Annotated in this window: 22 protein-coding genes; 3 read left to right on the forward strand and 19 right to left on the reverse strand. The window is 41.6% G+C overall.

Annotated elements, in window-relative coordinates:
* Positions 1-103 precede the first annotated feature (103 nt).
* The 19 genes from AC6RV6_RS28375 to AC6RV6_RS28465 form a co-directional block, all read right to left on the reverse strand.
* Positions 104-559 carry a phage virion morphogenesis protein gene (locus tag AC6RV6_RS28375; RefSeq protein WP_500240125.1) on the reverse strand — a complete coding sequence of 152 codons (456 nt, stop codon included), beginning with the start codon at positions 557-559 and terminating at the stop codon, positions 104-106.
* Entirely contained in the window at positions 556-1,476 is a 921-nt protein-coding gene (locus tag AC6RV6_RS28380; protein ID WP_500240123.1) for a phage head morphogenesis protein, read from the reverse strand. Before AC6RV6_RS28380 ends, AC6RV6_RS28375 begins: the two co-directional genes overlap by 4 nt.
* Position 1,477: 1 nt before the next feature.
* The gene (locus AC6RV6_RS28385; RefSeq protein ID WP_500240121.1) at positions 1,478-5,929 is read right to left on the reverse strand and encodes a coiled-coil domain-containing protein; all 4,452 of its coding nucleotides are present in this window, start codon (positions 5,927-5,929) and stop codon (positions 1,478-1,480) included.
* Between the two features lie 2 nt (positions 5,930-5,931).
* Positions 5,932-6,531 carry a hypothetical protein gene (locus AC6RV6_RS28390; protein ID WP_500240119.1) on the reverse strand — a complete coding sequence of 200 codons (600 nt, stop codon included), beginning with the start codon at positions 6,529-6,531 and terminating at the stop codon, positions 5,932-5,934.
* Positions 6,532-7,332, reverse strand: a complete 801-nt coding sequence (locus AC6RV6_RS28395) for a hypothetical protein (RefSeq protein WP_500240117.1) — start codon at positions 7,330-7,332, stop codon at positions 6,532-6,534.
* A 6-nt stretch (positions 7,333-7,338) separates the two neighbouring features.
* A complete protein-coding gene (locus AC6RV6_RS28400) occupies positions 7,339-7,773 on the reverse strand; it encodes a Gp37 family protein (protein ID WP_500240115.1) in 435 nt (144 codons plus the stop codon).
* Positions 7,770-7,931 (reverse strand): hypothetical protein, encoded by a 162-nt coding sequence (locus AC6RV6_RS28405; RefSeq protein WP_500240114.1) that lies wholly within the window; start codon positions 7,929-7,931, stop codon positions 7,770-7,772. The genes AC6RV6_RS28400 and AC6RV6_RS28405 overlap by 4 nt, the downstream gene beginning before the upstream one ends.
* Before the next feature lie 73 nt (positions 7,932-8,004).
* Entirely contained in the window at positions 8,005-8,430 is a 426-nt protein-coding gene (locus AC6RV6_RS28410) for a phage protein Gp36 family protein (RefSeq protein ID WP_500240112.1), read from the reverse strand.
* Positions 8,427-9,011, reverse strand: coding sequence for a hypothetical protein (locus AC6RV6_RS28415; protein ID WP_500240111.1), 585 nt, complete (start codon positions 9,009-9,011; stop codon positions 8,427-8,429). Before AC6RV6_RS28415 ends, AC6RV6_RS28410 begins: the two co-directional genes overlap by 4 nt.
* 5 nt (positions 9,012-9,016) lie before the next feature.
* Positions 9,017-9,628 carry a hypothetical protein gene (locus AC6RV6_RS28420; RefSeq protein WP_500240110.1) on the reverse strand — a complete coding sequence of 204 codons (612 nt, stop codon included), beginning with the start codon at positions 9,626-9,628 and terminating at the stop codon, positions 9,017-9,019.
* The gene (locus AC6RV6_RS28425; protein WP_500240109.1) at positions 9,628-9,936 is read right to left on the reverse strand and encodes a hypothetical protein; all 309 of its coding nucleotides are present in this window, start codon (positions 9,934-9,936) and stop codon (positions 9,628-9,630) included. Before AC6RV6_RS28425 ends, AC6RV6_RS28420 begins: the two co-directional genes overlap by 1 nt.
* Before the next feature lie 104 nt (positions 9,937-10,040).
* Positions 10,041-10,562 (reverse strand): DUF7210 family protein, encoded by a 522-nt coding sequence (locus tag AC6RV6_RS28430; RefSeq protein ID WP_500240107.1) that lies wholly within the window; start codon positions 10,560-10,562, stop codon positions 10,041-10,043.
* Positions 10,562-11,500, reverse strand: coding sequence for a capsid protein (locus AC6RV6_RS28435; protein WP_500240105.1), 939 nt, complete (start codon positions 11,498-11,500; stop codon positions 10,562-10,564). The genes AC6RV6_RS28430 and AC6RV6_RS28435 overlap by 1 nt, the downstream gene beginning before the upstream one ends.
* Positions 11,501-11,857: a capsid cement protein gene (locus AC6RV6_RS28440; RefSeq protein ID WP_500240104.1), complete on the reverse strand. Its 357-nt coding sequence runs from the start codon at positions 11,855-11,857 to the stop codon at positions 11,501-11,503.
* Positions 11,854-13,011: a helix-turn-helix domain-containing protein gene (locus tag AC6RV6_RS28445; RefSeq protein WP_500240103.1), complete on the reverse strand. Its 1,158-nt coding sequence runs from the start codon at positions 13,009-13,011 to the stop codon at positions 11,854-11,856. The genes AC6RV6_RS28440 and AC6RV6_RS28445 overlap by 4 nt, the downstream gene beginning before the upstream one ends.
* Position 13,012: 1 nt before the next feature.
* Positions 13,013-13,342: a hypothetical protein gene (locus AC6RV6_RS28450; protein ID WP_500240102.1), complete on the reverse strand. Its 330-nt coding sequence runs from the start codon at positions 13,340-13,342 to the stop codon at positions 13,013-13,015.
* 97 nt (positions 13,343-13,439) lie between these two features.
* Positions 13,440-14,774: a phage terminase large subunit family protein gene (locus tag AC6RV6_RS28455; RefSeq protein ID WP_500240100.1), complete on the reverse strand. Its 1,335-nt coding sequence runs from the start codon at positions 14,772-14,774 to the stop codon at positions 13,440-13,442.
* A complete protein-coding gene (locus AC6RV6_RS28460) occupies positions 14,771-15,286 on the reverse strand; it encodes a phage protein Gp27 family protein (protein ID WP_500240099.1) in 516 nt (171 codons plus the stop codon). Before AC6RV6_RS28460 ends, AC6RV6_RS28455 begins: the two co-directional genes overlap by 4 nt.
* Complete coding sequence (locus AC6RV6_RS28465) at positions 15,276-15,626, reverse strand: Mor transcription activator family protein (protein ID WP_500240098.1); 351 nt, start codon at positions 15,624-15,626, stop codon at positions 15,276-15,278. Before AC6RV6_RS28465 ends, AC6RV6_RS28460 begins: the two co-directional genes overlap by 11 nt.
* Positions 15,627-15,758: 132 nt before the next feature.
* Here AC6RV6_RS28465 and AC6RV6_RS28470 point away from each other — a divergent pair, with 132 nt between their 5' ends.
* The 3 genes from AC6RV6_RS28470 to AC6RV6_RS28480 all read left to right on the forward strand — a co-directional run.
* Complete coding sequence (locus AC6RV6_RS28470) at positions 15,759-17,429, forward strand: DUF935 domain-containing protein (RefSeq protein ID WP_500240096.1); 1,671 nt, start codon at positions 15,759-15,761, stop codon at positions 17,427-17,429.
* Complete coding sequence (locus tag AC6RV6_RS28475) at positions 17,422-17,979, forward strand: hypothetical protein (protein ID WP_500240094.1); 558 nt, start codon at positions 17,422-17,424, stop codon at positions 17,977-17,979. Before AC6RV6_RS28470 ends, AC6RV6_RS28475 begins: the two co-directional genes overlap by 8 nt.
* Positions 17,976-20,299: hypothetical protein (locus tag AC6RV6_RS28480; protein ID WP_500244261.1), on the forward strand; the 2,324-nt coding region annotated here is incomplete at its 3' end. The genes AC6RV6_RS28475 and AC6RV6_RS28480, both read left to right, overlap by 4 nt.

A 20,299-nucleotide genomic window follows, 5' to 3' on the forward strand; every position in this document is an offset into this window, starting at 1 on the left:
ATGTAGCGCGCCACATGGTTTTGGATCTAATTTGACTTTACGCCACATGGTTTTGGATCTAATTTGACTTTACGCCACATGGTTTTGGATCTAAAACCATCTGTCATCGCCTCTGAACATCAATATAATCCTCTGACATCTCCTGAATCGCTCCCTCATCCTCACTATTTACCCCCAAATACTCACGAGCTTCAATCGTGACAGACTGACCGCGACCAGCCCGACCACCAAACTGATGAATGGCAGCATAAACACGATTGCTCCCTATCTCAACCTCACGATTGCTGGAACGGTAGACAATAGATCGCCGCAAATCTCCATCCTGTTGCAAAATCTTAGAGCGCTTACGTCGTCGTTGCTTACTGGCGATCGTAAAACGCGAAAGAGCAGCCCACGGTCTACCCCGATGGTCTTGCTCATCATCAAACTTAAGTTGAGTTTTTCTAACAACATATTCCCCTACTTGGGAAAACAAAGGACGCAAATTTGAGACGCGGCGGGCGGCTCGATTGAGAACTCTAATAACGTCTCTCGTATCAACTTGGATATTAACGCTCATAGCTCCTGTACTGCGTTGATAATCATTGCTCTAGTGGGATTATTTTGAACTCTCTCAATAACCAATTGAAGATTACTTTCAGACTCCTCTTTACTCTGTCTTTTCATCTCTGAGACAATAACACCAACCAAGGCTTGAGCATTAGTAATTGGTAGGATATCCCGTAAATTCTCCCGTAGCTGATTAGTGAGTTCTGGAGATAATCTACGAATAATAGTTTGTAAGATTTCCTGACGCTGTTCCGGGCGCGTTTGCCCCATCATATAACCCCAACCCGGATCGGGTTCTACAGAAGCAGCAATGGCTCGATTAAGCTCATCTTTTGCTTCAAGAATCGAGCCAACAGCAGGGGCATTTTCTACCTCCAAATTTTCACGATCGATATCTCTTTGAGAAAGGGTAACAACGTAACAATTACAGCCGAACCCGCAAGGCGGTGCCATTGTAGCCCAAAATGGGTCATCAGCCCTGAATACACGACGATGCAGAGCTTTATGAAGAGGACGAGGAAACCGCGCATCGCTATGAATCCATTGCCAATAGGGACGAGCCTGTAAGACATCTGGATCGCGCATTTGTTCATATCTGCCCGCCGCGTAAGCCGTCCTCAAGTTTGTCGAATAAATTGTATTAAGTCGCCAATTCCGCTCACCTCGAAAAGCCCAACCGTGGCGTGCAACAATTCCATCAAATTGCTGGGCAAATTCGCGGCGAGTTATACCTTCGGAAATAGCCCGATCTACAGATTGTCTGAGGTCGTTTAATAAGTCGGCTCTCATCGCACCAGCAACGGTAAAAGCCATATCATGTTCCTCTTGCCATAAATCATCCCATCGTTCGGTGGGGATGTTTTGTTTTTGCCTAAAAAAATTAATGGCTTGTTGGAAATTTAAACGATTAAAGTTGAATTGTACCATATTATAAATTTACACTATTAATAGCAGTACGCCCAGAACTAGATCCCGTTCGCGTTACATTGTGAATGTTTTGATTGACATTGATAGATTGATTTGCCATTACTCCTGATAGTTTATCAAACTTACCACCTAATTCGTCTAATTTACCAACAATATTTTTATCAGTAAAATCTTGGCTGAGTTGAGCTTGAATCTGAGGGAAAATATCACCTTGAATCAAGGAAGTATCTAAATTTCGAGAAGGAATATTACTAATATTGCCTTGTGAATCTACAACAATAGGGCTGGTATTTTTTGTCCGTGTTGTCGATGTCCTGCGATTGTTGAAATTATTTCTTGTCGATGTCGATTTCCCTCCGGCTTTAACCTGCTCTAAGTTTTGAGCATTCAGTAATGCTCGCTTATCGGCTTGTTCTTTCTCTAAAGCGGCTTTTCGTTCTGTTTCTAACTGTTGCTGTTTTCTGGTCAAAATCTCATCCTGTGCTGCATTTTCAGCCCGAGCATTCTCAAGTTTTTTAGCACTAAGTTCAATCTCACGACTAGCAATATCTAACTGTTTTTGTGCCAGAGTAATTGCTTCTTCATCCTTTTGCGCCAATGCTTCTTGCAAGGCTTGTTCTGCTTTAAGTTTACTTAATTCTGCTTGTAATTGAGCTTCTTCTGCTTGCAAAATTAAGCGCTGCTGCTGAAGTGCATTTTGCAGGACTTCAATCTCTAAATTCTGCTGCTTCTGCTCGTATTCGGCTGCATTCTGAGCCTGTTTCTCTTTAAAAAGTCGTCTTTCTTCTTCCTGTCGTTGTTCGATAAGTTTTAGTTCTTCAGCACCTCTTTTAATGCCTAGCGATGACAATTCTTGCTTTAATGCTTTTTCTAACTCAGCATTTTCAATCTCTCCTGATGCTAATTCTTTCTGAATTTGAATAGCTCGGTTAAGATTGTCGATCTCAATTTGAGTTTGAGTTTGAGTAAGCTGAGATTGTGCTTTGAATAAAGATGATTTACTTTCGAGTAACGATTTCTGGCGCTGATAAGATTGGTTTAAGAGGTCATTCGCTGCGATCTGCTCCTGAACTTGCTTTTTGAAGCCTTCAAGAATAACATTTCTCGCATTTTCTTCTCGTGCGATTCGATTATTAACCAGTTCGGCTTCTAGTTCGGTTGTTTTGCGTTTGGCTTCACGAATTGCTTTCTCATTTGCTTCGGCTTGTTCGGGTGAAGTAAACTTTAATTTGGCTAGTTTTTCGGCTTTATCTTGCTCTAAGGCAAGTTCTTGTTCGAGGCGGTCTTTTGTATTTTTTAGCCGTTCTCGTTCAATAACGAGGGTGTTTTCACCATACAATTTCAGTTTGTTTAATGCGAGTTCTTGGCGTGCAGATTCATCGGCTAAGGCTTGGTTTTTGAGGTCAATTTCACGCTCAATTCCCTCGATAATAATAGCTCGAGCCGCTTCTTCTAGGGCGATTTGATTATCGATTAATTCAGCTTGAAGTTCAACAGTTTTACGCTTAGCTTCACGAATCGCTTTTTCGTTTTCTTCGGCTTGTTCGGGTGAAGTAAACTCTAATTTGGCTAGTTTTTCAGCTTTATCTTGCTCTAAGGCAAGTTCTTGTTCAAGGCGGTCTTTTGTATTTTTTAGCCGTTCTTGTTCAATAACAAGGGTTTCTTCACCATGCAATTTCAGTTTGCTTAATGCGAGTTCTTGGTGTGCAGATTCATCGGCTAAGGCTTGGTTTTTGAGGTCGGTTTCGCGCTCAATTCCCTCGATAATAATAGCTCGAGCCGCTTCTTCTAGGGCGATTCGATTTTCGATTAATTCAGTTTCAAGTTCGACAGTTTTACGCTTAGCCTCACGAATTTCTTTTTCGTTTTCTTCGGCTTGTTCTGGGGAAGCCGCTTTTAATTTTTTGAGTTCTCGAATTCGCTTTTCTTCTAATTCGATTTCAGATTGAATTTGCTCTTGAACCCCTTCTAATCGAGCTTGGTCAATATCAGTCTCAGAAGCACCCTCTAGCTTCATTTTAGCGAGTGCTAAATTCCTTTCTGCTTCTGCATCTTCGATGGTTTGTTGTACTTCATCTAATCGCTCTTCAAGAGCTTCTTTTTGTAAATCTGCAATTCGTTCTGCTCCTTCTTGAGCTTCCTTAGCTAAATCTGCTTGTAATTCTCTTTCTTCTAATATTAACTCTTGCGCACGCTGACCATCACCGCGCCCTAATGCTTGTTCCCTTGCGAGGGCTTCGCGCACGGCTTCGAGGCGCATTTCTAACTGTTGTTTCTTAATTTCGGTAATTGCTTTTTCACCTTCAATTTCATCGAGTTGACCTGTTTCGATGAGAGCTTCTGTTTCAGAAACCGAAATATCCATCGCCTCAACACGATTTTCTAATTCCTGTTCCTTGACTTCGGTAATCGCCTTTTCTGCTGCTAATTGTTCCTCGTAACTGAGTTGAGTATTTCTGGCGATAGCTTCGTATTGTTCGATTGCTTGTTCACTGCTACGCTGTCCTAGTTCGAGTTGCTGTTCGGTTACATCTAAGAGTTCTTTGGCGGCTTCGGTGGCTGCTTCTAAATTTCCATTTGCTCCTTGTTCTAAAACTCGCTTAGCGTTTTCTGCTTTACTTGCCAGTTGTTCATAAGAATTCCCTAAATCTTCCAGTTCTTTCGATTGCAGTTCGATAGAACCAGAGGAGCTATCAAAGGCTTCTTTTTGCTCTTCTAAGAGTTTAATTTGATTTTCTAATGCGCCAATATTTCGTTGTAATTCTTCCTTATTTTCTTTTCCTACAACGGTAGCCCCTTGAAGCTCTTTTTTCTGTTCTTTAAGTGCCTCGATCTGACCATTTAATAATAATCTGGCTGCTTTTTCTTTCCGAATCTGTTGTTCGGTCAGTTCTAAACCGTTTTTCTCGGCATTTTGACGTGCTTCAATCGCTGCTTTAACTTTCTTGAGAATGGAGATATTTTGAATCCCCATTTGTTCGGTTGTTGAACTGTAAGCTTGAACTGCTTCTGTTGCAGCTTTATATCCTCCTGTAATTCTGTGGATGACGTTTTGATAAGTATTGACCCATTTAACCCCAAGGTTAACTAATCCCGTTACCAAATGCAGCAATGGCGACAATGCTCTGGTAATTGCAACCACTGCTATCGTTGCAGAGTGAAGGTTATCAATTAACAATGTCGTTCCAGTTTTTCCAGCTTCTAATATGTTATTTAAAGAGGGTTCGAGAGACCAAAAGCCGTCAAAAAGTTTTAATATTTCATCAGTTATATTTTTGGCGAGAACTAAAAACTTTTGAATTGCACCTTCAGAAAAACTTAGAATTTTATCCTTGTTCGCATTCAAAAATCCTTCTAATTGAGCCAAGCCATTAATAATCGGTTCTAGGAGAGGTTCACCTGCTTGCCTTGCAATGTCCTCAAAGATGGTTTGAATATTACTCGAAATCCCAGTAATTGACCGAGAAGCGAGCGCATTCGCCTCAACAAATACCTCGAATTTTTTATTGAGTTCGTCAACTAAAATCCCTTGAGCTTTCCATTCTGCAACCTGTTTACCGCTAATTTTTAATGCGGTTGCAAGTAATGAATCGCTGGTAATTTGACCCGTTAAGATCGAGCCGATTTCTTGATTAGCTTCGTCTAACGGAATGCCTAGTGTACCAAGTGTCGCAGTGAATCCAGCCGCCAATTGCGTACCAGAATCTAAAGAATCGGTGAAAACCTTTGACTGCCCATTTAACTCACCAATATCTTGTAGGATTGTGGAGAAAATATTATTAGTGTCTGCATCGGTAACACCGCTAATATCTTGGGTGAGTTTTGCTAATTCTTTGAGCGACGATCGCAGCTTTCCTTCTGTTGCTTGAACTTTCTCCAGTGGATCGGTAATTTCCAAGCCATCTCGAAAGATTCGGGTAGATGAGGCGATATTGGCTTGAGATGCGAGTAATTGTTGGTTGAGTTCTTCGTTAGCACCAATTAATAAATCGTAAGCAGGGGTTAGCGTATCTTTGAGTGTTGATACAAAACCGAGGATTTCATTAAAATTGTTGGCAAAATCTCCCAGACTAGAAAACCATCCTTTATTTCCTTCCTCTCCTGTATTTTGGGCTTGTGCTGCGGCTCTCTCTAGTTCTTTAAATTGTTCGGCTGTAACTCCTAATTCTTGAGATAAAATTGCAAATTTTTGAGCGCTAGTAGCGTTAACAGAATTGAGTTCTTTAATGCGCTGAACAGCTTTATTAATCTTATCTTCACTAAGACCTAATTTTTGAGCAAATCGCTGTGCTTCTGTATAACTAAGATTGAGGGATTGAGCTAGAGCAATTACTCCATTTGTGTTAATGGTTGGGCTGGGAATATTGTGAATTCCAGAAATTAGCTGTCGGATATCTCCAACAATTGCCGAGACTCCAGTTGCGCTAAAATTGATGCTTGCTTGCATTGCCATTTTCAATCAATCCCTTTCTGCTTTCTCATCTCTTGAATCTTCTCCAAAGCGCGATTCTGTCCTGTTTCAATCATCGCTTTTTTAGCACCTTCAGGAGTAGATTTTTTCTGTAGTTCATTGCGAGCATTAAGAATTTCTAGCAGTTCATTGGCAGGATGAGATTGAGCCAACTCCAAAGCCTTTTCTAGTTCCCCCGTTACCGCCCATAAAACAGCTAAAACTTCCTCGTAACTTGACCCATCTCCCGTTTTTTTAGATGGAGGAAAATTCAAGCTCACTAAATGACCCGGAATGAATTTTTCTTCTTCCTTATGAGGAAAAAGAAAATAGAGTAGCATATTGGGATTAACCCAATCCAAAGCGATTCCCGCTAACTCCAAACATCGATTACAGAGAAAGCGGAAATATTCATTAGAATCGTAAAAATCAACAATCGTTAACTGTTCGTCTTCGGAATCTTGAACCAATTTGTAAAGCGCATTGAGCCTGTCCCGAAGTTTCTCGCGCTGAGAAAGAGGCGCTTGCCGAATCGTGTGGATATTCCCATCTGCACCCGGAAAATCCACCGTATCAAATTCGATCGCGACAAACTTAGATTTCATCTATGCCCATTCCACCGTTGAGAGTTTAAATATCTGGTAGGATTTCGACTTACCCGATGGTGGCGTGGCTTCAAATTTCGTTTCATATTCCACCACCCCATCCTCAGCCTTCAGAGAAGCCACAGAAGTCCGAGACAGGTTGGGGAATCCAATGAGCAGATCTTCATCGGTCTTATTGGAGAAATAGCCAATCCCCCAAAAACTCATCCGCCCAAAAGAAATTGGGTTCGTTTCGTAGCCCATACTTTCCACCGAAGCCGCCTCGCGTCCGATCGAGTAACTGACCGTTGCACCTGCGAGATCGGACGAGAAAGTAATTTTCTGAGTGATGGCATCCACCGCAAAACTGCGTTTATCGGCGACTTGGATCGCATTCACTTGCGTCAGCCAACCCGGTACGAGAATGACCGAAGGAGACTCATTTAAGTAAATCTTGACATTGGGAGCATTTGTCGCATTGAGCCGCGTATCGGTATGCTCAAAAGGTGTAATAGCTGGGACAAAAACAGTTTCCAGAAATGGCAGCATGACATTACTAGAAACCGCCGCAAGTTCATCTAAATAAAACTGCAAGTGCGCCCAATCCATGTATTGAGAAGAAACCGTAAATTCGCTTTCCCGCTTACCTTTTGTCGCCGCCGCCGTTACCAATTCACCATTGCGCCAACTCATGGCTTTTTTGGAATCAATCGAAATATCATAAGAAAACTTATAAAGTTCAGCAGCAATCAACAGATCGACAATCCCTTGGAGAGAGAGATTTTGTGTTTCAAAAAATAATCCACCGGCACCAGAAAACATAAATGATCAACTCCTGTATTGTTGATAAGGTAATTCAATAGAAAACGTTTGAGTATAGTTCCAGACTCGATTCCCATCTAAATCTTGGAATCTAAAATCAGTTTGATAAAGCCATTCTCTGCGTTCTTGAAGAGGAGCAAACTTAGTTAGAGCATTGCGAATTTTGTTCGCTATATTATAAGCAGGTTGATGGGTTCGCAGATTTTTCAGGCGGAAAATTAAATCGAATTCGAGCTTCTCATCTTGAATTGTCACTCCGTGCATGATTTTGCTTGCCGGAGGGTCAGATTTAGCAGCAGCAAAGCCAACAATTATTAATTTTTCTCCTTTATGTTTGTTGTAACTTTCAATGCTATCAGCAAAGGAAACTACACGAACATTATCTACTTTTAATTCATTAGTCAATCTTTGCACAATGGCATTTTCAATTTCTTCAATCATAAATTAACGAAGAATAACAAAATACTGACAATGCAAAGGGTGGCTAAAATGGCGACTAATGCCGCCGCCATTTCTTTGATAAGTTTAGCCGTTGGTTTATCTTCTCTAATTAAGAAAAATAAAGTTCTATAGGCGATTTCAGCAATCCAAGTTTTCATTAATGATTTAAAAACTCTTTTTTCAGTATGAGTCAATTAAATTCAATTGGTAAGTGCGAAATAATTCGCAGTGTCAAAAACTTTTCAATTTGTTTTCGGAAAATACGTCAGGGGTGTAGAATACCTTGATTTTTGATGGTTGGGGAACGGGTAAAATCCTCTCCCCTGACTCAATATCCTTTAGCCAAGCTATCCAATGGTCAAAATCTACCTGCAATCCCTCGCGAAAATCATCCCGGCGATCCAGATGATATCGAGCCAAGTTTTTAGCGCATTCTACTAAAATTGAGGGAATAGGGTTAATGACATCATCAAAAGGTAAAAGATATGAATAATGCCTGTAAATATGAGTGTTGATTTGGTTGGTTGCAAAGGTTAAAGCCTCATTAAGAGAGGCTTGATTAATTGCATTGGCATTCGGATCGTCGGGATTCGTAAGCGCGATGATTTCGCCTTCTCCTAACCAGTTCATTAAGTCTGTTTCTCTAGCGTAATTCATAGAATCCAATTCGCGTTTAACGTTTCTTTCAGAATTACATTAAATTGCGAAATAGCAACGGATAAATCATTATCAATTGTATTAATTAGCATTTGTAATCGTTTCTGCAACCTTCCATTTTCTATTAGGGTGTTTGGGTCATTCTGGAGTCCCGGATTATTCGTTATCCCAATGATGAGATTTAAAATATTCAAAGATATTTGATTCCCAGAATCTTCTACAATGGCAAACAAATCAGAATCAGCAGCCCGAACTGAAAATTCTGACCAATTTGGTGATTCTGGTAGTGGATCGATATTTTCTGGCTTTGGTAGAGAGTTCAGATATTCTTGATAGAAATCATCAACATTCTCGCACCATGTCTCTATCATTGTTAGGCGATCACTTTCCGCGAGTTGCCCTAAAACAGAACTGCCACTAGAATAGACCGAATAAGTTTCGTAAACAATGAGATTTTTAGCTTGTATCGCCTGATTAGAAACACTAAAAAAGGGAAGAGCAAAAAATCCCTTATCGATGAGAAATTGTGCGGGGAAATTTTTTCCGCAAAGATTAATATCCCCTTCGGTCTGAATAATCAAAATCTTCATACTGGAAACGCTAAAAAAACGAGATAAGAGTGGTAAATGGTGGGTTGGATGACATTAAAAGGTTGCCCACCACTATTGAGATTGGTGGATGGATATCGAAATCCAGTACGACCCCCGGGTGATGTGAAAGAGGGAGGCCAACCAGACCCCCAGCTATATCCCCAATCAGAATAGACGTGGGCGTGAGGCCCAACTTCTTGCTCGGTCTGTAAGTGGACTTCTTCCCCTGCTATATCCCCCGATTCTCTTGGACTCAACCCACTACCTTGACCTGATACAGCAATAACCCGCCCGCGATAATCGGGAATGGGGAGAGCAACTCCTGCATCCCAATTCGCTTGCGATCCACCTAATTCAAGGAACAGATATTCTAATAAATCGCTCTTGATTTGAGCATTACTGGATGCTCTCCCGATCGACCCAAAGGCACGATCCAATCGCAACCAATACCAACCATTTTTCGCAACAATATCAGTATTGGGCAAAATAGCGCTCATTACAGCTATCATTCCGCCCACCATCATCGGCACCATTAGCGCAGCATCGGGAGCTTTTTGCAGGATAAGTTTGTGAGTGTCAGAATTGATACCTAATAAATAAGTTGCCATTATGCACTCACAATTGCGTCTTCATCCGGTTCGAAATAAACTCCGTCGGGGCTGCCATAGCCAGCATATTGAACCATATGTCCTACGTCATAAGTCGGCGCTTGGGTCAAAGCTCCGGCATCTCCTGTAAAGTAAGAGCCTTCATTCGCCACCATTGGAATAACTCCTTTGTAATAAACCGTTGCATCTGCATCTTGCGCGCCGTTGGCTGTAACAAATCCATGAGCGGGCTTCCCTGTTGCTGCATCAGCCCGACGTATTTTTAAAGTTCCGGCATCATCAAAAATATTGACTAGATCGTTAGCCACAAGAGCCTCTGATGCCGTGATTGTCCCGGTTCCCTCAAGAGGTTTAAGGATTAGTTTTCCGGTAGTAGTATCACGTACTGCAAATAATTCAGCCATTTATTCTCCTAAGATTGTGAATTGCGAATTTCGACTTCTTTGATTTCCAAATTAATCGAGGTTTTTCCTAAAGCCTCGCCAATTTGTAAGATATGCCCTGATGTCGGAACGGTTTGTTTGATTTGCCCATTCCTATGTAAAAATAATGGTTTGCCTCGACTAAAGTTCCAGTCGGAGTTCACTATTTTTCCTTCGTATTTCACTCGAGTTTGTTCATTTTCGTCGGACGTAGCAATACCTAATACAGTTCGACATTGCTCTTCTTGGTCATTATTGGCTAAATAAATTTGACCATTAGACTGTTGATAAACCATCCGGAAAAGAGGAATTGGTTCGCCGAAATTATGCAATCCCTCATCCCCATTCCCTCCCGATCTATCATCGGGAATTGGTACGCCATCGCCTTCAATTGCCGGATGAATTTTATCTTTTAATCGTTCGGCTTGTTCGTCAGTTAGATCGATAGTCGATCCGGGTAAATATAATTTCCCGCTGTGTTGAACGTACCGAATAACGTTGTATCTTTTCATCAAACAGCATCCTCAATCAAATATCCTAATGGTTTAGCGGGAAACACTTCTTTGACATTTTCAGTGACGCGATCGACAACACCACCTTCTTCTCCGATATAAGGGTCTTCAAAACGCATAACTTTGCGTTTTTTATATTCCCCTGTAAGGGAAAAAGTAGTACCACGTTGGTTATTCGCCATCATATTTCGATGGAATATCGCAATATTATTTCCCCAAACCCGCTCAATGTTGGCTGCTTGTCCTTTCTTGGCGGTATTAAGCTGCCCTTCACCAATGAAAATGTTTTTGAAACGGAGTTTCCGCGCGAATTCTTGAGGCTCGATCATGCCTTGTCCATTCCCGTTTGGATAGATGAGAGAAACTAATTTAGGATGAGTTGACAAAACGTCCCAAACTTCATCTCCCATCGCAATAGAATTAGCTCTTAAAATCGTGCTACGAGCCGCTAATTTAAAGATTCCAATGGGATCGGAATTGAAATAATCACTTAACTTACTCGTCCCCGATAGGACTCTCGTATTTGCAGGTAAATAATTGTTGGGATTTTGAAACTCGTTAGCGACTCGAACTTCTCGATCCAGAAGAACTAAATCTGTGAGAGCTTCAACGGCATGATCTTCAGGATCGTAGCCATAATTTTCTGCTTTAGCGGCTTCAATGTCAGTGAAAGGAATCGCATCTTCAAGACCATGAGGTTCCGTGCGATATTCGATTTCATCGACTTTAAAATTAACCCGATTAACTCGTCCTGTGCGACTAATTCTGGTGTTGGGAATGGTGAAGCGTTCTGGGAGGTCATAGACCTGACAACTGAACCGCTCACTCACGGGAACTCTGGGAGAAACTTGGTCAGCAATCAGGTTAACTTCCTCATTGCGATAAATAATCGAAATTCCAGAGCGCCGAACATCTTGCTTAAATGGTCGTTTTGTCATTTATGCAACCCCATTAATAACTAAAATGTCGATAATGTCTCCGTCAACGCCACTACGCCAAGCGATACCGCCGTGGCGTTGACCTGCTGCCGCGACTACAGCTCGTCCCGTAGGATTTGCAGTTACAAAGTCGCCATGATTTACCGATCCGCCACAATAAATTTCCACCAGACCATCTACGTGCAGATCGATTAACTCTCCGGTTTCTGTTGGTAAAGAATTGCTGACTCCAAGAATGCGATCGCCCGGCCCCGTTGCCACAGCCCCTTGCCCATCTTGTAAACCAGCTTGAATAAATAGGCGATCGCCGATATTTTCTTCAGCCATTAATGGCAGAATTAGATTAGGTGCGCTCATTTCTGTCCTCTCTTGCTCAAAACAAAATCAATAGCTTCTCTATTCGAGATAATTACTCCTTTAGCTTTTTGCTGAGCTTGATATTCCTTCGCAGCCTTACTCAAAGCATTGGCATCTTCAGCAAAATCAAAGTTATCTTCGGTTTGAAGTTGTTCGCCAAATTCAATCTGATCGGGCAAGTCTTTGAGGATGTTTTTGAATTGCTCGAGTTGGGTGGTCGACGGTTCCCCTTCAGCAAAACAAATTGGCACAGAATCATCAAGATTTTCTGCAAAAGTCAAAACTCTTGGCTTGATACCCGGTATGATTTTCCCTCTCATTTGTTCAGAACCGAGAAACTCGGAAAACTCCAAGTTTCGGAGCTTTTTAGCTAACTGTTTGCTCCGTTCTCGTTCTTGCTGTAATTCTGCTTCTAAGGCCATGTTCTTATTTTCACTATGATCTGAAGTTTCCATTCCTTCATCTGCTAATGCTTGTAAGTCTTTAAAAGAAACATCTAAAGCCTCAGCTAATTTTTTGAGTCGTTCATCAGGAGGGCGCTTAATTCCTCCCGAGAGAATCTCTCTTGCTGTGCCTGCTGTAACTCCAATTTGAGATGCGAGACTATTAACATCCATCTCTTTCTCAGTCACCAATTGATTGAGCCGAGAACTTAATGGTGTAGCAAAATTTATTCCTTCTTCTGTAAAAGAAATAAATCCTTCTGAATCAGCAAAAGCAACATCAAAATTTTCTGAATCTGACTCTGAAAAATCCTGAATCTTCAAACCCGGAATTGCAGGAGCAGCCCCGCCCAAAAATCCTAAATGGCGAAAATTCCACTTGCCTTTAGTCGGATTGCTCGGTGAATTTGGCTTGAATAATGAGGAAGAAACTCGATTATAAGTCCCGTTTTTCAACCATTCTGCAAAAGTGGAATTGAGATTCCCTATTTTCGCTACAATTTTTTGACCGACTCTTCTTAATTTCTGAACTGAGCCATATCTCGGATGATTGTGCTTGGGATGACCTACAACCAAAGGAGCATCGTTGATTCGCTCTTGATAAGATTGATTGTACGCATCTACAATTTCATCTAGATTTTCCTCATTAAAAGTTGAGGAATTTCCAGACATATCCGTGTGCGTTCCTGTCTTAAAGACTTCAATCCACATATCAATTCAAGCTATGTTTTAACAGTTCAACAGCGATTCGTAAATCGTAAATGGAATTGAGACAATAAATCCCAAAACCGATTACAGAAGGTAGTAAAACAGCAGCGATTCCACCTGCTACATTGATAATGGTTTGCTGATGAACATTTTTCTGTTTGATTTCGGATAGAGCGTGAGTGAGTTCGCTAAATTGATTAGAAAAATCTTCGATACTTTGACAGATTTTCTCTAAAGTCGTTTCGATTTTCGCGACTTTAATTGATTGCGATTGCTCATTTTTGGGTTCGGAGTCGCGCCCAAATTTAAAACTAAGAGGTAATGAAAAGGTCACATCTTTCTTCCTAAATGGGAATAAAATTTACTCTCGTCCATTTCTTTCAGAGTAAAAGAAAAATTTTCGCTTGATAAGTGCGAAAAAATTCGCAGTGTCAGAAAAGGGCTAATTCATCTCGCCAACTTTGCCGTCCTACACTCTGGAATCGGAAGGGAAGTAAGGGGCGGGCGGCGGCATGAACGGCGAGGGCTTCTGCCCAGAAATAATCCGCATGACCGATTTCGTTGCGTTCCGCATCAAAGCGAAGATTGCCTGAGCTTGTTGTTGTTTTTCTAACCGAATGGAGGGATTCTCGAATATCTTTTTCTGGAGGATTTCGCAGTTTGCGATCCTCTAGGATTTGTTTCAATCCCTGAGCTAAATCCTGCTTTGCATTGGCGGTAAATAAAACACCCTCTGCTTTTGCCCCAAAAGTATCTTGCGCCCATTCTGCCATGTCTTCCCCCATACCCGTTTGGTCTAAGCACAATCTGAGGACTTTGTAGCGATCCATGATCCGTTCTAATTCTGCTCTTTGGTGCTTGAATTTTGCGTTTTTCAGAGCAACAACCTCGCGAGTCCAAAGCACGTCGCCAACCTGCTCTAAAACCCAAATCACCGTTAAATCGCGTCTTCTCGCAATGTCCATTCCCACAAAGCAAAAGTTTTGTGAGGGAATGTACAATTCGGTTTGTCCAGCTTCTGGATGTTCGCAACTGAAAATCAAATCCCAAGTGAGGTAGGCAGTCGCCTCATCGATCGGGTTGCAGAGGTACTCTTGCTGCCAAGTTTCCTCGTCGCCACAGGTTTCTCGTTCTTCCTCGATCCATTGGTTGCGTTCTTGTGGAGTGAGAGTTCTGTTGAGAATGCGATCGGCCAATCCTTGTTCCACGGCTTGGTAGATCGTTGTCGAGTGCAATCTCCAATTGTTGCCCTTTTTGGCTTCCTCCACCATTCGGTAGTAGCGGTTTGATTTGCCGTTGTAAGTGCTGAGGATTCGGCAAGGATAGCCCCATGTAATGATCGGTCTCGCAGCCTTCCACATCGCTTCTTGGTCGCCATGAAAAGCGTACTCATCGAGAACTAATTTGCCTCCTTTTGAGCGAAACGCTTTGGGATTGCTGCTAAGAGCATAAATTCGTTTTCCTGTTGCAAATTCAATTGTTTTCCCTTTTAAATTGTTGGGTTTGTCGATAACTTTTTCGCCTAAATCTTTGGCGGCAATGTTAAATAAATTTGCCCATTGTTCGCAATAGCGAATGTATTCTCTAGCGGCGGTTTCATCAGCAGAAGAAAACCAAACATCCATTGGATTTTCTTTCTTTGAGGCATCTTTGACATCTTCATAGCTTTGTACATAAGTCATACCAATTCGTCGGGATTTCTCGCATATTTTGTATCGAGAATTATCTTGAAGCCATTTAATTTGATACGGTAAAAAATAACTCATGCGATAGCTAAAACATCTCTTTCAATCTCTCTAATTGTTTTTTCTGAAACTCCACCATTGCTAATTTTTCCTCTAATTTTTTCAGCAGCAGATTTAGCTCTTTCTGCGACTTCTGCTTTATATTTTTTGACAGCAATGCTACTCCTGTTCAACTCAGAAATAGCGCGGATGAGAGCGGTAAGGCTTATCTCTTCAGGGTTTTGGAAATCCATCAAAACTTCAAAGCATTTTTTTTGAGCCAGCCTAGTCAAAACTTCTGCAAGATTATTCTCATCGTCTCCAATCTCCTCACATATCGTTTTCACCTGCTCGTTTATTTGCTGAAATTCGATTAATTCTTTTTGTAATTTCTGCGAATGTCTGCAAATGCTTGTAGTGGATATTTTGCAACCTTTTTTCAACAGCCATATTCTTAATCCTTCATATCCTGAGAAGTGATTTTCAATTAATAATTGGTTTAATTCTTTTCGGATTTCATCAGGTAATGATTCAACGATAGATCTAGCGGGCATTTTTGATAATTTTTTGAATTTGTCTGGTTGATAATTTATACCTGTCTGCCAACTGTTGACTGGACAATTTGTCTGAAAGGGATAATATCTCTTGATTGCGTCGATATCTAATTAATTTACTTGGAATCCTATAATAGTTTCCTGACCAGAAAAAAGAAAGCTGTTTCGCTATTTCCGGGTCAATTTTTTCGAGCCAATGATTTTTTCCTTTGATATTCTCATAGCAAGGTACATAGATTAACTTACCGCTCCTGTTAGCAAAAATATCAAATATTTCTTCTCTCTCTAGAACTGTTAATAACCATTGAAAAAAAGATTGCTGGTTTTTGATTTTTTCCATCGATCTATTCCAGATTGATTATCCGATTTAAAGATAAACCTTGCACTTCATCATTGGTAACTGCGAAAAAGTTCGCAGTTACCAATTACGGAACCGTTCGCAACACTAAGAATGAGTTAAAATCATCCACTCATGCCCGAAAAAAGACCGCTAATCGGTGAAATTGCGACAATTCGAGACGGACGCGATATTACGAGAGGGTACATCCAACCTCTCGACATCCTCGATCCTCAAGACTCGATCCTTGCCAGTAAAGGCGGAAATTATGAAATATATGAAGAACTATTAAGAGACGACCAAGTGGCATCCTGCTTTCAGCAGCGTCGTTTAGCGGTGATTTGTCGGGATTGGGAAGTGGTTCCGGGAGGCAATCGAAAACTTGATAAAGAAGCGGCTAAATTCATCGAAAATTGGCTCAAAGAAATTGATTTTGATAATGTCACCAATAAAATGTTATTTGGGGTTTTCTTTGGCTTTGGCGTTAGCGAACTCATCTGGAAAAATAAGGGGAAATACTGGGAAATTCCCAAAATCAAGGTCAAGAAACAACGCCGTTTTGCCTTCGATCTTGACGGCAATCTAAAGCTCCTCACATTCAAATCTCCTTTTGGAGAAACCCTCTCGCCCAAAAATTTCTGGCATTTCTCCTGTGGTGCCGACAATGACGATGAACCTTATGGATTAGGGTTAGCTCACTTTTTATATTGGCCTTGTTTTTTCAAACGCAACGGTTTGAAATTTTGGCTCAACTTCCTAGACCGATTTGCCAGCCCGCCCTTGCATGGGCAAACCAACAACAGCAATCCCACTCAAAAAGAAATTGATGATGTTACCGATGGGATTAAATCTCTAAGGAATAACGGGGGAATTGTTACGCCTTTGGGGACTCAAATCGACGTATTGACGGCTCGAGGTGGGACGGTCAATCATGCTGAATTTTTGGATCGCATGAATGCGTCTATCAGCAAGATCGTCCTTTCTCAAACGATGACAACCGATAACGGTTCCAGTCGATCTCAAAGCGAGGTACACGAACGAGTAGGTAAAGCGGTTATCAAATCGGACGCGGATCTAATTTGCCAATCCTTCAATCAGGGTCCGATCCGATGGCTCGTTGAATTTAATTTTCCGGGTGCGGCTTTACCGCAAGTCTGGCGAAAGCTAGAGGATGAGGAAGACTTAAATAAGCGGATCGATCGCGATGACAAAATTGTAGGCTGGGGCTTCAGACCAAATCCCGACTATTTAGAAGAGGTTTACGGTTGGGATAGAGATGAAAATGAGAGCGAAGATAGCACCACTGTTCTCAATGGCGCACAGGTTCAAAGTGTTGTCGAGGTTTTGTCGCTGGTTGCTGCCAAACAATTACCCGCCGATGCAGGAATTGAAGTCATTAAGGCTGCATTTCCTTTTATTCCAAATTCGCGGCTCAACAAAATGATGAATGCGGCAGCTAACTTTAATAATAACGAACAGAAAGATGATTTAAAGAAAAAAGAAAAACCAACTGAAGAAAACCAAGATATAGAAGAAGAGGAATTACAAGAATTTGCAGAATCAGATTTGAATTCCTCTCAACAAATCAACCAAAAACTCTTAGGAGATACTCAATTTATTATTGATGATTGGGTAGAAGAAATTCGGAAAACTCTCAATAGTTCTGACGGCGATCTGAGCGAATTTCAGGAACAACTTTACTCCTTATATCCTAATCTCGAAAGCGACGATTTAACGGCATACATGGCTCAAGCAATGGCTTTGAGCCGACTAGCAGGACAGGAGGATGCAGCAATAAATGAGTGATTTTGATTTTCCTTACGGCTATAAACTCAGCCTCATTCTTGACAGTTTGAGGCTCGATTTAGACTGGTCTAACTTTTACGGAAATAATGGGGATGGATTGGGAGCAAAACGAACCAAAGATTTTAGCCAACAATCTACTATTTCAGAGTCGCTTGATGGTGCAACTATCATTGCAGGAAATCATTACCCGCCTAAACATACCTTTGAATATGAATTTTTTCTCAATGCTGAAGAAAAAGAATTATTGGAAGCGATTTGGGAAGAACAACAGGATAGAAGCCGCGAACAAAATCCCGATTTAGCCGTGCGATTACTAGACCAAAGAGTAATTTTTAGAGGAAAGAATCCTCGAAAACGAGCAAAGATTGGCGATATTATAACCAATCCTGTTGCACCTATTGGATTTCAATTTTTTTGGTGTCAGTTCGATATATTTTTAAAGTTTGAGAATCCTTCGGAATGGTTTGGTAAGATTGATAAAAATCATTTTATTACTAAAATTAAAGCGCGAGAAATGGATTTAGTCCCACCATCGGAGGATTTACCATGACCGCCAATATTATTACCCGGAATTATAAATTAATTATCGATAGTTTGAATTGCTCCTCTGGATTAATCCAGATTACAGGAGGATTTAATCACTATGAAAGCCAATCGGGAATCATTAAAATCGATGGCAATCTTACACTTAAAAATGCCCTCGGATTTACAGAAGATTTAGACGACAGAAGCAACGGTAGATGGGCTAGAGGAAAAAAAATTAATCTCTGGTTAGCGGATACTTCAGGGATTTTTAAACTTGCTCCTATCCTCGGAGAAACTTATATTATTGATTCGGAATACGACGGGAGACAAGAATTAAAAATAAAACTGGGTTGCAAACTTACCTTACTCGATTTTAATACCCCGCCCGGAAAACAAATCTGCTTTCCGATTGGAGATGAGGTTACAAATAATTGGGTTGTTGAAAAATTATTAGAAAAAGCTGGAATAACCGATGGATTTATCGGTAATATTCCGGGTGTTTCCAACATTCCTCAAAGTAAATTTCATAATGGGAGTTGTATTGCATCCATCGGACAGATTTGCTACGCTCACGGTCGGCTCTGTTATCAAGGAAACGATGGTAGAATTCATGTAAAACCGATTAATTTAAGTCCAAAGCCTCATTTTATTCGCTGGATTGGGCATCATGAAGTTAGCTACGAACGTCTTACAGGAGTCGAAAAACCCTGCGACAGAATCATATGTTCGGGAACGAAACTCGAAACTCAAAAGCCGCCTTCAAAGGATAGTTGGAGCGATTGGAATGAGGAATATTCTAAGGCAGAATATTATCTTCCTAATGCTTTTGGCGATATCATTGCACTGCGAGAATATCGCGAAGAAAAGATTAATAGAACGAATCGAACTATTCATCAAAAATATTTCGTTTGGAAACCTAAAGTTGAGTTACTGCCACACTTAACAACTGCCGGTCTATCGCTTTGGTTTGAAGTCAAAGAATTTGTTGATGCAGTTTACGAAACTGCAACGGGAGATATTTGCGGAATTGATGAAGGACGCTTAAAAAGTCAGCAGTTTTTACGTTATCAACCTTTTGGCTTAGCTTTAGCTGAATGGCGGCGCAATAATCCAGATCGCTTATTTAGCGATACAAGTTTAATCCTCGCAGAAAAAATTCTCATTGTTTGGAAATATTCAGATAAATTTGTTGAGAAAAAAACCTTAACTTATTATCCTATTGCTGCAATTTTGTCTGAAGAAGATAATTTGGTTTTGCCTGCAAGTCTCGAACTCGCAAGAAAAGAAACCCAAACTTGGACAAAAATCAAAAAAGGGGATTGGGAGGAACTTTTAAAAGAGGAGGAAGCAACGGCTCTCGCTAAACCCGAAGCGCTAGAAGATTTGGAAGAATCCGGACGGGAGCCAAGTTTAAGTAATAAGTTGGCTCTCCGGGTCAAGCACCGCGATCCCACTCGCAGCAATTCAGGACAGGCTCATCCCCCCGCACCAGAAAGATTTCCCGCCGATGCGGAAGTGACAGAAATCCCAATCGTTGCGGAAGTTCGCCAACCGCCTGTTTTTGGTTCCCAATTCCGGGATCGAGAGCGGCATTACTCCCTAGAAGCGGGAATGATTGCCTCGGAGGAAGAAGCGCGGAGAATTGCCGAAATTGAAGGGGCAATGCTCTGGGGGAAATACAAGGGGCAAGCGTTTGCCAGTCCTGTTTTCGATCCGCTTTTCGAGATTTCTCCCCTTGCCGCCGTTCATTGGATCGAGCCAAATGGTAAAGAACACAAATTCCTGATGAATGGGGCAACCCTAAGCCTCGTTCAAGAAGGTCAAAAAGGTCGATGTCTTTTTGCTTCGGATGCCATTTGGATGGGTTTAGCTGGGGTGCGGTCTGTGGAAACCTTCACCGCCGAAGATCCGCCAACACCCGACCCACAAGACACGACCGAGCAAGCGATCTCCAAACCCTATAACAAGGCTGTGAGTTTTTGTGCGGGGCGGGCAATTAAATCGGGATTTAATTTTAGCGCTTTTGCCAATCCCGAACCCGTGAGTTTTTACTCAGTACGGGCAATCAATCCTCTCGATCTCACTTCCGCGATCGTCGTCACCGCCAATGTCGAGGGAATCGAAACCCGAGGCACACTGGCATCGGTTCAACCCATAACCGTCACCGCCAATGCTGAGGGAGTCGAAACCCGAGGCACACTGGCATCGGTTCAGCCTATAACTGTCACCACCAATGTCGAAGGAGTCGAAGCCCGAGGCACGTTGGCATCGGCACAGCCCATAACCGTTGCCACCAATGTCGAAGGAGTCGAAGCCCGAGGCACGTTGGCATCGGCACAGCCCAT

Source organism: Spirulina sp. LEGE 11439 (genome assembly GCF_059821285.1).